Below are 14,135 nucleotides of genomic sequence, written 5' to 3'. Positions count from 1 at the left end.
AGCACGCACAGTTTCGGCTCCAGCAGCTTCATCTGCAGGATCTCTGCCCGCTTCTTCTCGCCACCGGAGAAGCCGACATTGAGCGGCCGCTTGAGCATCGCCATGTCCATGCTGAGCGAGGCGGCGGCTTCCTTCACGCGCTTCAAAAATTCCGGGATCTTCAGCGGCTCCTCGCCACGCGCCTTGCGTTGCTCGTTCATCGCCACCTTCAGGAATTCCATGGTCGCGACGCCCGGTATCTCCATCGGGTACTGGAAAGCGAGGAAGATGCCTGATGTAGCGCGCTCGGCCGGATCCATTTCGAGGATCGACTGGCCGTTGTAGAGGATGTCGCCTTCGGTCACCTCATAGTCCTCGCGGCCGGCGAGGATGTAGGACAGCGTCGATTTTCCCGAGCCGTTCGGCCCCATGATCGCGGCGACCTCGCCGGCTTTCACCGTCAGGTTCAGGCCGCGGATGATTTCGGTGCCATCGTCGACGATGCGGGCGTGCAAATTTCTGATTTCAAGCATTCTTTTCTACTTTCGTGTTCTTGGTGTTCTCGACGCTCTGCCCTTGACGGGATCCCCTTGGAGACAAGCGCGCTAGTTTGCCCGCAACGAACATCCAGCCAAAAAACCCAGCCGCGCCTAGGCCCGCAATCGAACCACCAATATTCTTCACCGAACTCAAGCCAAACATTGCGCCAATTAGAGCCACCACGGCACCTCCAATAGCCAGCGTCAGCAAGAGCACCAGAACGACGACTATCAAGCTCTCGATTCGCGCGAAGAACTTCCAGGAGCGCCGTTCCATCTAATCAACCCACCGAACCTTCCAGCGAGATACCAATCAGCTTCTGTGCCTCGACCGCGAACTCCATCGGCAGTTGCTGGATGACGTCCTTGACGAAGCCGTTGACGATCAGCGCGATCGCTTCCTCTTCAGGGATACCGCGCTGCATGACATAGAATTTCTGGTCCTCGGAAATCTTCGACGTCGTCGCTTCGTGCTCGAACTGCGCCGTCGAGTTCTTGGCTTCCATGTAGGGCACGGTGTGCGCGCCGCACTGGTCGCCGATCAGCAGACTGTCGCAGTTGGTGAAGTTGCGGGCGTTGGTCGCCTTGCGGTGCGCCGAGACCTGGCCGCGATAGGTGTTCTGCGAGAAGCCGGCGGCGATGCCCTTGGAGATGATGCGGCTCGACGTGTTCTTGCCGAGATGGATCATCTTGGTGCCGCTGTCGACCTGCTGGTAGCCGTTCGACACCGCGATCGAATAGAACTCACCTTGGGAATCGTCACCGCGCAGGATGCAGCTCGGATATTTCCAGGTGATCGCCGAACCGGTCTCGACCTGCGTCCACGAAATCTTCGAGCGGTCGCCACGGCAGTCGCCGCGCTTGGTGACGAAGTTGTAGATGCCGCCCTTGCCCTCGGCGTCGCCGGGGTACCAGTTCTGCACCGTGGAATATTTGATCTCGGCATCGTCGAGCGCTACCAGTTCGACGACCGCCGCGTGCAACTGGTTCTCGTCGCGTTGCGGCGCCGTGCAGCCCTCGAGATAGGAGACGTAAGCCCCCTCCTCGGCAATGATCAGCGTGCGCTCGAACTGGCCGGTGTTCTTCTCGTTCATGCGGAAATAGGTCGACAGCTCCATCGGGCAGCGCACGCCCTTGGGCACGAAGACGAACGAGCCGTCGGTGAACACAGCCGAATTCAGCGTGGCGTAGTAATTGTCTGAGGTCGGCACGACCGAGCCGAGATATTTCTTCACCAGCTCCGGATGCTCGCGGATGGCTTCCGAGATCGAGCAGAAGATGACGCCGGCCTGCGCCAGTTCCTTCTTGAAGGTGGTGACGACGGAGACGGAATCGAACACGGCGTCGACAGCGACGCGGCCCGATTTGTAGACATTGTCGCTGACTTCCTCGAGCTCCGAGGCGTCGGTCTTCTGCACGCCGGCAAGGATTTCCTGCTCCCGCAGCGGAATGCCAAGCTTTTCGTAGACTTTCAACAGTTCGGGATCGACATCGCTGAGCGAGGTCGGGCCGGGCGTGCTCTTGGGCGCCGCATAGAAATAGATGTCCTGGAAATCGATCTTCGGATAGTGGACGCGCGCCCAGGTCGGCTCGTCAAGCGTCAGCCAGCGGCGATACGCTTCCAGACGCCATTCCAGCATCCAGGACGGTTCGTCCTTCTTGGCCGAAATGAAACGGATGATGTCTTCGCTGAGGCCCTTGGGGGCCTTGTCCATCGCGATTTCGGTCTGGAATCCGTATTTGTATTGGTCGACGTCGATCTTTCGGACCCGATCGATCGTGTCCTGCACAGCAGGCATATGCGTTCTCCATCCACGCCGGGGTCAAGGCCCGACAGTTTTCAAACTATGGCACCGCCAAAAACGAACCCCGAAGAGGTGCTCGCGGCAGCGTAAGTTTAATATAGTGCGCTTCGACCGGGAATTCACCCGGCCAGCATGAAACGCACGGCTCTACCAGGCCGAAAGGCCCAAATTCGTCCAACCGCTACGCGGCCCGTTCTCTATCCGCCCTACGTGCGGTAATTCCCGCCAGTGCGACGCGAAACAGCTCGATGTCTTCCGCGCCGGTCGCCGGTCCGATCGACACCCGCAAGGCGCCGAGACTGTCGCCGTACCCCATGGCTTTCAGCACATGGCTCGGTCCGACCTTGCCAGACGAACAGGCAGAGCCGGCCGACAGCGCTACACCGGCCAGATCGAAGGCGATCTGCGCGGTTTCGGCTTTGACGCCCGCAATAGCGAAGAATGCCGTATTGGCAAGCCTTGGCGCACCGGTTCCGAAGATTTCCGCGTCCGGCACCAGCGATTTGACGATGGCCTCGATCTCGTCGCGGCGCTGGCGCACCGCATCCATGGCCGGCAATCCGGCCAGGGCCTCGCGGGCGGCCGCGCCAAAACCGGCAATGGCAGCGAGGTTTTCGGTGCCGCCGCGATGGCCCTTCTCCTGGCCGCCGCCATTGATCAACGGCTTCGGCATCATCAGGTCAGAGGCGGCGACGATGGCGCCGACGCCCTTGGGACCACCGATCTTGTGCGACGACAGAATCAGATAATCGGCGTAACCCGCTGATAGATCGATGGAAACACGCCCAGCGGCCTGCACGGCGTCGACTGTAAGGATACCGCCCGCCGCCTTGACGATCCCGGCGATGCGATCGATCGGCTGGATGACGCCGGTTTCGTTGTTGGCGGCGTGGATGGCGACCAGCGGCAGGCCTTCGCTCTTGTCGTGACCGCCGAGCGCCGACGCCAAGGCGCCGAGGTCGGCGATGCCGTTGGCGTCGACGCCGATCCGCGTCACCTGCGCTGCGGGGAACCGTCCGCCGTTCAACAGGCAGGGATGATCGGCCTCCGACACGTAAAGCCGGCTCATACGCACCGTGCCGCGTCCCATCTGCCAGTCGGGTGACAGCAGCGTCGAGGCTGCTTCCGTGGCACCGGAGGTGAACACGACATGCTCCGCCTTGGCGTTGACTAGCGCCGCCACGTCACGCCTGGCGGTCTCGATCAGGCGGCGGGCCGCGCGCCCCTCGGCGTGAACCGATGACGGATTGGCCGCGACGTCAAGGGCCGCAACCATAGCCTCGCGGGCCACGGCAAGCAGCGGCGCACTGGCATTGTAGTCGAGATAGGCGCGTATTCCGGCCATTTTCGTCCGTCAAATCCCGTCAGAAGCCATTCCGCTGTCGTATGGCGTTATTTCCTTGAAATTCCAAGGCGAGCCGTCCTATTTACGCGGCTTGCGGCGCGGGTGGCCGGGCTCGATGTCTTGCCACTCAGTTTTGAACAATTCTAAACTAGCTTCTAAGAAGACGCTCGCCCTGCGTCAAGGCCAGAGGAAACGTTCCAGGCACCGCGCGTTCGTATTACCAAGTGGAGTATTTTATGCCTGAGGTCATTTTCACCGGTCCTGCCGGCCGCCTGGAGGGTCGCTATCAGCCTTCCAAGGAAAAGAGCGCGCCGATTGCCATCGTCCTGCACCCGCACCCGCAATTCGGCGGCACGATGAACAACAAGATCGTCTACGACCTCTTCTACATGTTCCAGAAGCGGGATTTCACCACGCTTCGCTTCAATTTCCGCGGCATCGGCCGCAGCCAGGGCGAGTTCGACCATGGCACCGGCGAGCTGTCGGACGCCGCCGCCGCTTTGGACTGGGTGCAGTCGCTGCATCCCGATTCCAAGAGCTGCTGGGTCGCCGGCTACTCCTTCGGCTCCTGGATCGGCATGCAGCTTCTGATGCGCCGGCCGGAGATCGAAGGCTTCATTTCGATCGCGCCGCAGCCCAACACCTATGATTTCTCGTTCCTGGCGCCCTGCCCGTCATCGGGCCTGATCATCCATGGCGATGCCGACAAGGTGGCGCCGCCGAAGGATGTGCAGGGCCTTGTCGACAAGCTGCACACGCAGAAGGGCATCACCATCACGCAAAAGACGTTGCCCGGCGCCAACCATTTCTTCGCCAACGATGCCGACCTGCTGCTCGAGGAATGCGCCGACTATCTCGACCGCCGGCTGGCCGGCGAATTGTCGGATCCGCGTCCGAAGCGGCTGAGATAACAAGGAAAGAACGGACGGCGATGTACGAACCTCCTCATTTCAGGGAAACGCGGCCGGAAATCCTGCACGGGCTGATCCGGACGCATCCGCTGGGCCTGTTGGTTTCCAACGGGCCCGATGGGCCGGTCGCCAACGCTGTCCCTTTCCTGCTCGACGCGGAAATCGGGCCGAACGGCAGGCTGCGCGCCCATCTGGCGCGGGCCAACCCGCAATGGCGCTTTTTGGCCGACAACCCGGCGTCACCCGTGCTGATCGTCTTCCAGGGCAGCGATGCCTATGTGACGCCGTCCTGGTACGAGACCAAGCGCGAGACCGGCAAGGTGGTGCCGACCTGGAATTATGCCATCGTGCAGGTTCGCGGCACCGTCAAGGTGATGGATGATCAGGACTGGCTGGCGCAGCAGATCGCCGATCTGACCGTCTCCCAGGAAGGCGCCCGCGCCGCGCCCTGGGCGGTGACCGATGCGCCGGAGCCCTTCATCCAGTCGCAGATCAAGGGCATTATCGGGCTGGAAATCGAGATCAGCGAAATCCACGGCAAGTGGAAGGTCAGCCAGAACCGGCCGGTCGCCGATCGCGTCGGCGTTGCACAGGGGCTGGAAAGCGAAGACCACCAGTCGCCCGGCATGGCCGGCCTGGTCAGATCCTATGGCGGACTGGACGGCAACTGAACTTCGAATGCTCAGGCAGCCTTCCTTGTCGGTCCGATCAGCCGAAACGTTCTCTTGCGGACCGGCAGTCCCGACGGCATCGGCCGGAAAATGAAGCCGAGCCGGGCAAAGACCAGCCCGCAGGCGAGCGCGAAGCCGCAGCCAAGGCCGAAGCCGGCGACGGTGTCGCTGGGATAGTGCGCGCCAACGAAGATACGGGTCGAGGCGATACAAGCGGTGATCGCCAGGGCGATGTACCAGCGCCGCGGAAACAACAGCAAAGCGACCCCGAACACCGCGCCCATCGTCGTACCATGGCCGGACGGAAAGCCGGCGAAGCGCGCATCGAAAGCGAAGGGGTGCAGGGTCAGCACGCCAAAGTCCTCGTAATAGAGGGGGCGAGCCCGGCCAATGGCATATTTCAGCACATTGACGGCGATCCCCGACAGGCCGGTGGCGCACAGCACCAGAAAAGCCAGGCAGGTCCAGTTGTAGAGCAGCATCAGCGAGCGCCGCGAGAGGCTTCGCCAATCCGTCAGGTTGGCGGCGACAAGCAGAAGCACTGAGGGAATGAGATACCAGCCACCCAGGCCGAACTGGGTGAAAAAGTCGGCAGTCCGGGCAAATCCCGCCGACCACTTGCCGTGAAGCATTCCGGCCGGGGTGTCGAGACGAACAAACGCTGCCGCCGTCAGCAAAACCCAGACCAGCACCCAGACCGACCACAAAACGTTCGGGTATCTGGCCGGGCGGGTGGCAAGGCGGCTTTTGGCGATCTGCATCGTATCGCGAAAATTGTCGAGCGACCGGCGCCCTACCCCAAGGAGCAGGCTCGAAACGGGCGGGCGTGATTTCACCAGCATAGGAAATTCGACCCCATTGTCGCCGTCATGGGCATCGGCGAGCCGTCACTGGGTTACACGATAGAGGCCGAGCGACAGCTTGTCTCCCGACGAATAGTTGAGGCCGTCGACCTCGGCAACGCGGTTCGCCGACTTGCCTTGCGCCGCCAGCAACCCATTCAGTTTCTGCTCGTCGCCGACCTGCGCCAGAGCCAGCGCGCAGGCAGGATCGCCGAGCAGATGCTTGGCGACGCCATCGACATCGGTCAGGACGGTCTTGGTGCCGACCAGGAACACCAGGCTCGGCTCGTGATATTCCGCCGAAGCGAGCACCGTGGTGGCGCAAGGCCTGTTGGCCTGGAACGCCGCCTCGATCGCCGGGCTCAGCCAGATCGGTTTCAGCGAAGGCGCGATGACGCCGAACAACAGCCCATAGGTGATGCCCGCGCAGACGGCGATTGTGCCGATGCGCAAGAGCGGCACTTGCAGTTGTCGGGAAAAAGCAAAATATCCCGTCGCCAGCGCTGCCGCGGCGGCCGGGATGCTCCACCAGGAGAAGGCGCCGGTGAGATAGATCGGCGCTCCGACGCAGACCGCCGCCAGGCCAAGGCTGACCACGGCAAGACCGAATGCGGTCGACCACCACAACCAATCCTGCCAGCGCCTGAGCGGCGCATTCGCCTCCTGCGGCGGCAAGGTCAGCAGCCAGCCGATCAGCAGCGCCATGCCGGGATAGGCCGGCAAGACATAGTGCGGCAGCTTGGTCGGGATCAGTTCGAACACCAGCCAGAACGGAATGTACCAGGCGAGGCAGAAACGCAGCCGGGGATCGTCGCGCAGACGGTTGAGAGCCTGCAGCCCGGCGCCGACCGCGATCAGACCGAACGGCCACATGAACAAGGAATAGGTCAGCATGTAGAAACCGGGCGGCAGACCGTGCGATTCCTCCCCCGAGGCGACCTTGGCCATCATGTCCTTGCCGACGGCATCACTGAGAAAGGCGCCGCCGCTCTTCCCGGTGATGAGGGCGACCCAGGGCAGCACGATGAGCAGCACCAGGGCGGCACCGCGCACGAGCTTCAGCTTCAGGAGCCAGCGCCAGTCGCGCTCGAAGGCAAACAAGGCGGCGACCGTAAGCACCGACAACAGCGGAGCCACCGGCCCCTTGATGAGGATTCCAAGGCCTTGAGCGGCCCAGAAAATCCACGGCAGATGGGCGGCTACCGGTTCGTTGCGGCGCGCTGCCAGATAGATCTGGGCGAGCGCGCCTTGCGCCGCCACGCAGCAGGCCAGCAGCATGGCGTCGGTCTTGGCGTCACGACCCTCGAAGGCGGTGGCGAAGATAGCCGCCATCATCAGGCCGGCGGCGAGACCGGCATTGGCCCCGAACAGCTTGGTGCCTGTCCAGGCAATGCCGACGACGGCCAAGGCAATGCCAAGCATGGAGACGAGGCGGTAGACCCAGATCGGCGCCGCCGCCCCCTCGCCGCTCAGCGCCACGGCCGCCGATTGCAGCCAGTAGATGCCGATCGGCTTCTTGTAGCGCGAGGCATCCTGAAATCGGATGTCGACATAGTCGGAGGTTTCGACCATCTGCTTGGTGGCCTGGGCAAAACGGGATTCGTCCCGGTCGACGGGTGGAAGGCTCGCCAGTCCGCTGAAAGTCATCAGCACGCTGAACAGAAAGAGAAAAAGATAGTTCCTGTTCATCGCGGAGCTTCCGGATCTGATCTGCGGGATGGCCCCGTCGCGGCGCCTCAGGCCCTGCCCTGCGCGGCGCCTCAATACGCCAGCCCAAACGACGAAGCAAGGATTCGCAAACGCCATCCGCGCGGGCACCAAAACAGGAAACCACTTTTGCTGATCGCCGGACCTTTGTCTGGCGCGCGATCAGTCGCAAAACCGGAAACCACTTTTGCTGATCGCTGGACCTTTGTCTGGCGCACGATCAGTCGCAAAACCGGAAACCACTTTTGCTGATCGCGCTTGGATGCTAAACGCCCGCGTTCATGCACACCCGAGCCACGCTGGCCGGACGCTTTCGGGAAAGAAAAAATGCCTGCCTTCAAATCGGATTTCCTGCGCACGATGAGCGAGCGCGGTTTCATCCACCAGACTTCGGATGATGCCGGTCTCGACAATATCTTCGCCAAGGAAACGGTGACGGCCTATATCGGCTTCGACGCCACCGCCAAGAGCCTGCACGCCGGCTCGCTGATCCAGATCATGATGCTGCACTGGCTGCAGCAGACCGGTCACCGGCCGATCGCGCTGATGGGCGGCGGCACCTCGATGATCGGCGACCCGTCCTTCAAGGACGAGGCGCGCAAGCTTTTGACCCCGCAGGACATCGAAGACAATCTAGCCGGCATACGCCGCAACTTCATGCCCTACCTCAAATTCGGCAGCGGTCCGAACGACGCCATCATGGTCAACAACGCCGACTGGCTGATGGAGATCAACTACGTCAATTTCCTGCGCGATGTCGGCCGTCACTTTTCCGTCAACCGCATGCTGGCGTTCGATTCCGTCAAGCTGCGGCTCGATCGCGAGCAGTCGCTGTCGTTCCTCGAATTCAACTACATGATCCTGCAGGCCTATGATTTCGTCGCGCTCTACAAGCGCCTCGGCTGCCGCCTGCAGATGGGCGGCTCCGACCAATGGGGCAACATCATCAACGGTATCGATCTCGGCCGCCGCATGGAGGACGCGCAGCTCTATGCGCTGACCACGCCGCTGCTCACCACCTCGTCGGGCGCCAAGATGGGCAAGTCGGCTTCGGGCGCGGTCTGGCTCGATGCGGAGATGCTGAGCCCCTACGAATTCTGGCAGTACTGGCGCAACACCGAGGATGCCGACGTCGCGCGCTTCCTGAAGCTCTACACGACGCTGCCGCTGGACGAGGTGGCGCGGCTCGAACGGCTCGGCGGATCCGAGATCAATGAGGCCAAGAAGATCCTCGCCACCGAGATCACCGCCCTGCTGCACGGCCGTGCAGCCGCCGAGCAAGCCAGCGATACGGCGCGCAAGACGTTCGAGGAAGGCGCGTTCGCGGAGTCGCTGCCGACCGTCGAGGTCGACAAAACGGCGCTTGAAACCGGCGTCGGCATCCTGTCGCTGCTGGTCACCGCCGGACTGGCGGCATCGAACGGCGAAGCGCGGCGGCATGTGCAGGGCGGTGCCGTGCGCCTGAACGACGAGCCGGTGAGCGACGAGCGCCGCCTGGTGACTCCTCAGGATTTGAGTCCGGAAAACCTCGTAAAGCTTTCTCTGGGAAAGAAAAAACACATTCTGGTACGGCCGATTTGAGCTCGATCACCGATACTCAAAAATCGACCTGAATATTCCGGGCGCGATCACGGACAGAGGATTGATGTCCAGCAGCGGCTTGTTGGCATTGCCCTTGAGCCGGTAGGTGACGCCGATCAGGCCACGGTCGCGGCCATTGCCGAGCAGCGCGCCAACGATGGGCAATTCGCCGAAGATGCGGTTGAGGCCATAGACCGGCATGAATGTGCCGGTCATGTCCATGTTGTTGTTCTGGTCGTAGAGCGTGCCCTGGAACGTGGTGCCGATGCGCGGTCCACGCAGCACGCCATTGGCCAGTTTCAGATAGCCGCTGCCCTTGTCGATCTCGGCGTAGCCGCGTTCGAACTTCACCCGCGACGTGTCGAGCTTGCCCTTGACCGCCTGATTGAGGCTGCGGTTGTCGCCGGCCGGCGTGGTCGAGACGATGGAGGCCAATTTCGGTTCGTTGACCACGAAAAAGTTGCTGGTGTCGACCTTGCCCCTCAGCGATCCGTCGCTCGGCCCCGCAAGCGCCAGGGTGATCGTTCCGCCTTCCATATGCTCGTAGATATTGAGGAATCTCAGGATGGCGCCGGCGTCCGCGGACTGCATGTTGAGCGAGCGCTGGCCGGCGCCGGTGGTGTTGCTGATTGAAATGGCGGCGCCCGAACTTGCCGTGGCGCTGACCTTCAGCCCGTTCACCCGCGAACCGGCAGCACTGTAGTCGAGCTTCAAATTGGACAGTTGCTCGTCATGGAAACCGGTCAGCTGATCGACATCGGCGCTGACGGAAATGGCATCGGAACCGGTGGTCTTGGTAGCCGTGTCGACGTCCGAGGTGAACTGCTTGATCAGCGAGCGGGCATCGAGCGCGTTGCCCGATATGTCGACCGCATAGCCCTTGCCGGACCGCTTCACCGACACGGCAACGTCGTCGCCCCTGTTCAAGGTGACCTTGCTGAACCGCGCCGACGACAAGGCGCCATTGACCAGCACGATGCTGCCGTCGACGGAGAACGACTTTCCGTCGAGATCGAAGTCGGACAGCGTCGTGGTGTCGCCGGACTTGGTCATGACGAAGGTGACATTGGCAGGAACCCCTGCCCCCTTGCTCCAGCCGGCCCAGGGAATGTCCAGCCTGGCGTTGGTCAGATCGGCCGAGACGTTCTGGTCGCCGCCGCCGTTCTTGTCGATTGCGACCTTCACCGTTCCGGCAAGCAGCGGCTTCAGGCCGGGCATGGCGGCGGCGCGGATCTTGTCGTCAAGCACCAGAGCCACTTTGCGGCTGCGCGCCGGCCCGTCATCCCTGAGCGGCTCGACCAGATCGAGTTCGGCCGGAATGCCGTTCAGCAATGCCTTGGCGGAGATCACCGCCTTCTCGGGATCGACCGTGATCGAACCGTCGGCATCCGTTACGATCTGGCCCTCGAAGGGCTTCGCCAATGACATGCCGCTGTAGTCGAGCGACACCAGCCAATCGAGCTTCGAGGAGTCGACACCGGACTGCAGCGGAATATCCGCCTTAACGTGGCCGGTGACGCTGCCCGACAGGTCTTCCGGCAGGATGCCGACATGGCGCATGGCGTTGATCGGCTCGTAGGATGCGAGTTCGGCGACGGCGGATGCTTCGCCGTCGACGTCGATATCGAGCGCGCCGACGACCGGCGGGCGGTTGGCCGCCTTGACCGTCAGCGTGCCGTTGCTGGCCGCCACGGTGCGGCCGCTGGGCATGTAGACGGTGCCCGAGGAGAGCGAGATATCGACATCGTTGCCGTGGAAACCGACGACGCCGACCGCGTCGCGTATCGGCGGGATGCGGCCGGCGGTGTCGAAGCGCGATCCCTCGATCTGGAAGCGGCCGAACACCTCATCGGCCGAAAGCGGCACGCCGTTGCCCAGGCGGCCCGGCACCACCTGGAACTGAAGGTTGGCGTCGACGACACGGCCGCCGAACAGATTGGCCAGCACCCAGAGCCGGGCATTGCGCGCCGAAAACCACGGCCACAGCTGCTTGACGTGAGAGACCTGCATGTCGTGGATGTTGAACGCCAGATTGATCCCCGGCACTTTGCCGTCGACGAACGCCACGGCGGCGGTGCCAAGCATCTCGCCGGAGCCGGCGGACCGGAGCGCGATCTGCTCGGCGACCAATTTGTGGCTCACCGTGTTGTAGACGCCGGCAATCCGGGCGAGGAAGATGAGCGCCGGCTCGGGCGACTCCGAAGGCGCAAGCGACGATCCGTCGCTGGTCAGGTCGTAGCGATAGGAGGGTTCTTCACCCACCGCTCCGCTTGCCGGCTTCGGCCCGATCGAACCGGCGAAATCGAATGTCGAGCGGCCGGTCTTCAGCAGCAATCTGTCGACCTGGATCTTGTTGCTGCCCGCAACCAGCGTCGCATTGATATCGACGTCCGCCGGCAGCAGTCCTCGCGTGCCGAGATCGAGGACAGAACCCGTCGACGACAAAGCGGCCGTCAGCCGCGATGCGTTCGCGCCGAACCCTTCCGATCCCGTCAGCTTCAGCGCGACGGTTCCCAGCTTGCCGGCAGCGGCCGCCATATCGCCGGTATCGGCCAGATCGACGCTCGCATCCAGTGCCGTGACGCGGTGCGCCGCGATATCGCGGGAGGCGGAAGCGGCAACGGTAGCCGTCCTGCCGTCGATGTCCGCCGTGGACGAGAACTGCATGCCGCCCGGGCCCGACTGCACGACGGTGGCGTTGGTGATCTTGACGAGCTTGATCGCTCCGGTTTCGGGCAGCACGAATTCGACATTGCGAAGGTCGATCCGGCGCAGCGAATCCTCCCGCACGGCATCGAGTGCGTGGTTGATGTTTCCGAACACCGCGGCGGACAGCTTCTCCGGATCGATGAGGCCGTCCGCATTGCGCAGGCCGGCGGTCCAGTCGCCGCCTGACGGCATCGCCGCCACGACGATGCGGGCATCCGAGATCCTGGCGCTGGTCAGCCGCACATCTCCCCACAGCAGCGGGAACAGACGCACGCCGAAGCGCACGCGGCCGGCATCGGCCATCGGCTTGCCGTCCGAAGTCTTCAAGCTGACGTCGCTGACCTGAAGCGCGATGAAACTCGAACCGTCGAGCGTGATGCGGGCAGGCCCGACCCCGACATTGACATCGACGCCCGCCAGTTTCTCGAGCGCCGTTTCCGCCTCGGTGCGAAGCCGGTCGGCTCCGATGCCGGAGGCGCCAACCAGATAAACGAGCACGGCGGCCAGCAGCACGAAAGCGACCAGACCGGCGAACAGTCGCGACAGGATGCGAAAACCGCGTCCGATCGAAGCCTGACCGAGCGGCGGCACACGGCAGGCGGACGGAAAGGTCCCCAGGTCGGTGATCTCATCACGCCTGAACCGGATCTTCTCGTGCTGCGGTCGCTCCTGATCCACGCAATTTTCCGTTGTACGAACTCGATCGTGGACGAATCCCCGTCCGACACTATATCGGTGTGGCTTCGCGCGTAACCTCAAACAAGGGCATCGGTATGGCTGACCTCGACGTAGGCGATCTCGCGCCGCAATTCGACCTGCCGCGGGACGGCGGCGGATCAGTCAGCCTTGCCGCATCGTCCGGCAAGCCCATCGTGCTGTATTTCTATCCGCAGGACGACACAACAAGCTGCACGCAGGAGGCGATCAGCTTCTCGCAGCTGAAGCCGGACTTCGAGAAGGCCGGCGCCGTGGTGCTCGGCCTGTCGCCCGACCCCGTCAAGAAGCACGACAAGTTCAAGTCCAAGTACAATCTCACCATCGACCTCGCCGCCGATGAGGAGCGCAAGGTGATCGAAGCCTACCATCTGTGGGTCGAGAAATCGATGTATGGCCGCAAGTATATGGGCGTCGAGCGCGCGACGTTCCTGATCGGCCGCGACGGGCGGATCGCCAGGATTTGGCGCAAGGTCCGCGTCAAGGGCCATGCGGAAGAGGTGCTCGAGGCCGTTCGCGCGCTTTGAGGTTTTGTCGGCGAGGTTGGCCCGGTTTCCCTTACAACGATATGCACGCTTGGCGGGCGTTCGCTGCGGGCAAGCCGGCGCTGCAAGCCTTTGTTAACCTTAATAATGTGTAGTCAAGCTGTCGTGGTGTCGTAAACGAAAGCTTGGTCCCGTGAACGCAACCGGTCAGTCCGCAGTCTTCGGCAGGCGTAAGGAGCCCCATACGGTCATCATCGCCCGGGGCAACGAGATCAGGCATTTCACGATCCGACCGTGGCTGGCGGCCTTTATCGGCTCGGCGCTCGCCGCCATTGCCGTCGGCTACCTCATGGCCACCTCCTATCTGGTGCTGCGCGACGATCTGATAGGCGCCACCACGGCGCGCCAGGCGCGCATGCAGCAAGCTTATGAAGATCGCATTTCGGCGCTTCGCGCCCAGGTCGACCGCATCACCAGCCGGCAGTTGCTCGACCAGCAGCTGATGGAAACTAAGGTCAGCGAACTGCTTGAACGGCAGAGCCAGTTGAGCCAGCGTCACGGCCGCCTTGGCCCGCTGCTCGAACGCGCCGAGAGCGAGGTCGGGGCAGCGCCGGCCGAAGATCCGGCAGCGGTTGCGAAGCCGGACAAACGCGCCGAAGTGACCGGCAGTATCAAGGAGCCCGCGCGGAACTATGCGGTCGCCAGCCTGAGCGCCGGTCCCGGCGCCGGCGACACAAGGCCGTTCTCGCTGTGGTCGACCCGCTCCGATCCGCTGCCCAACGATTCAGCCGCCGATCGTGCCGACAAGCTCTTCGTCTCGATCAACCAGTCGCTGAAATCCATAGAG

12 protein-coding genes and 1 pseudogene are annotated in these 14,135 nt (G+C 62.9%); 5 read left to right on the top strand and 8 right to left on the bottom strand.

Annotation, left to right across the window (positions count from 1 at the left end):
• The 4 genes from sufC to EN750_RS02860 form a co-directional block, all read right to left on the bottom strand.
• Positions 1 to 512, bottom strand: a 512-nt coding sequence (gene sufC, locus EN750_RS02875; RefSeq protein WP_127395585.1) for a Fe-S cluster assembly ATPase SufC, incomplete at its 3' end; no start/stop codon positions are given.
• Entirely contained in the window at positions 505 to 795 is a 291-nt protein-coding gene (locus EN750_RS02870; RefSeq protein WP_127395584.1) for a hypothetical protein, read from the bottom strand. The genes sufC and EN750_RS02870, both read right to left, overlap by 8 nt.
• Before the next feature lie 4 nt (positions 796 to 799).
• On the bottom strand, positions 800 to 2,317 hold the full coding sequence (gene sufB, locus EN750_RS02865) for a Fe-S cluster assembly protein SufB (RefSeq protein ID WP_127319478.1): 1,518 nt from the start codon (positions 2,315 to 2,317) through the stop codon (positions 800 to 802).
• 187 nt (positions 2,318 to 2,504) lie between these two features.
• Positions 2,505 to 3,668, bottom strand: coding sequence for a cysteine desulfurase family protein (locus tag EN750_RS02860; protein WP_127395583.1), 1,164 nt, complete (start codon positions 3,666 to 3,668; stop codon positions 2,505 to 2,507).
• A gap of 236 nt (positions 3,669 to 3,904) precedes the next feature.
• Between EN750_RS02860 and EN750_RS02855 the strand changes: the two genes are divergently transcribed.
• The gene (locus EN750_RS02855; protein WP_023669128.1) at positions 3,905 to 4,579 is read left to right on the top strand and encodes an alpha/beta hydrolase; all 675 of its coding nucleotides are present in this window, start codon (positions 3,905 to 3,907) and stop codon (positions 4,577 to 4,579) included.
• Positions 4,580 to 4,599: 20 nt separating this feature from the next.
• Positions 4,600 to 5,250, top strand: coding sequence for an FMN-binding negative transcriptional regulator (locus EN750_RS02850; protein ID WP_127395582.1), 651 nt, complete (start codon positions 4,600 to 4,602; stop codon positions 5,248 to 5,250).
• An 11-nt stretch (positions 5,251 to 5,261) separates the two neighbouring features.
• Here EN750_RS02850 and EN750_RS02845 read toward each other — a convergent pair whose 3' ends face one another.
• The 3 genes from EN750_RS02845 to EN750_RS02835 all read right to left on the bottom strand — a co-directional run bounded on the left by EN750_RS02845 (position 5,262) and on the right by EN750_RS02835 (position 8,140).
• Entirely contained in the window at positions 5,262 to 6,092 is an 831-nt protein-coding gene (locus EN750_RS02845) for a phosphatase PAP2 family protein (RefSeq protein ID WP_127268786.1), read from the bottom strand.
• Positions 6,093 to 6,137: 45 nt separating this feature from the next.
• A complete protein-coding gene (locus EN750_RS02840; RefSeq protein ID WP_127395581.1) occupies positions 6,138 to 7,781 on the bottom strand; it encodes a glycosyltransferase family 39 protein in 1,644 nt (547 codons plus the stop codon).
• A gap of 71 nt (positions 7,782 to 7,852) precedes the next feature.
• Entirely contained in the window at positions 7,853 to 8,140 is a 288-nt protein-coding gene (locus tag EN750_RS02835) for a hypothetical protein (RefSeq protein WP_127395580.1), read from the bottom strand.
• On the opposite strand from EN750_RS02835, the gene tyrS reads away from it, so the two are divergent.
• The gene (gene tyrS, locus EN750_RS02830) at positions 8,127 to 9,380 is read left to right on the top strand and encodes a tyrosine--tRNA ligase (protein ID WP_127395579.1); all 1,254 of its coding nucleotides are present in this window, start codon (positions 8,127 to 8,129) and stop codon (positions 9,378 to 9,380) included. The two genes, EN750_RS02835 and tyrS, sit on opposite strands and share 14 nt — an antisense overlap.
• 6 nt (positions 9,381 to 9,386) lie before the next feature.
• On the opposite strand, the gene EN750_RS02825 is transcribed toward tyrS, so the two are convergent.
• Entirely contained in the window at positions 9,387 to 12,767 is a 3,381-nt protein-coding gene (locus EN750_RS02825) for a DUF3971 domain-containing protein (RefSeq protein ID WP_127395578.1), read from the bottom strand.
• A 95-nt stretch (positions 12,768 to 12,862) separates the two neighbouring features.
• Between EN750_RS02825 and EN750_RS02820 the strand changes: the two genes are divergently transcribed.
• Positions 12,863 to 13,330, top strand: coding sequence for a peroxiredoxin (locus EN750_RS02820; RefSeq protein WP_127395577.1), 468 nt, complete (start codon positions 12,863 to 12,865; stop codon positions 13,328 to 13,330).
• 151 nt (positions 13,331 to 13,481) lie between these two features.
• Positions 13,482 to 14,135 (top strand): annotated as a pseudogene (locus EN750_RS02815) (vitamin K epoxide reductase family protein); the annotation flags it as partial.

The organism is Mesorhizobium sp. M7A.F.Ca.ET.027.03.2.1 (genome assembly GCF_003999175.1).
Lineage (GTDB): Bacteria > Pseudomonadota > Alphaproteobacteria > Rhizobiales > Rhizobiaceae > Mesorhizobium.
Note: the sequence above shows the minus strand (reverse complement) of the source record. Positions and strands in the feature narration are given on the sequence as shown.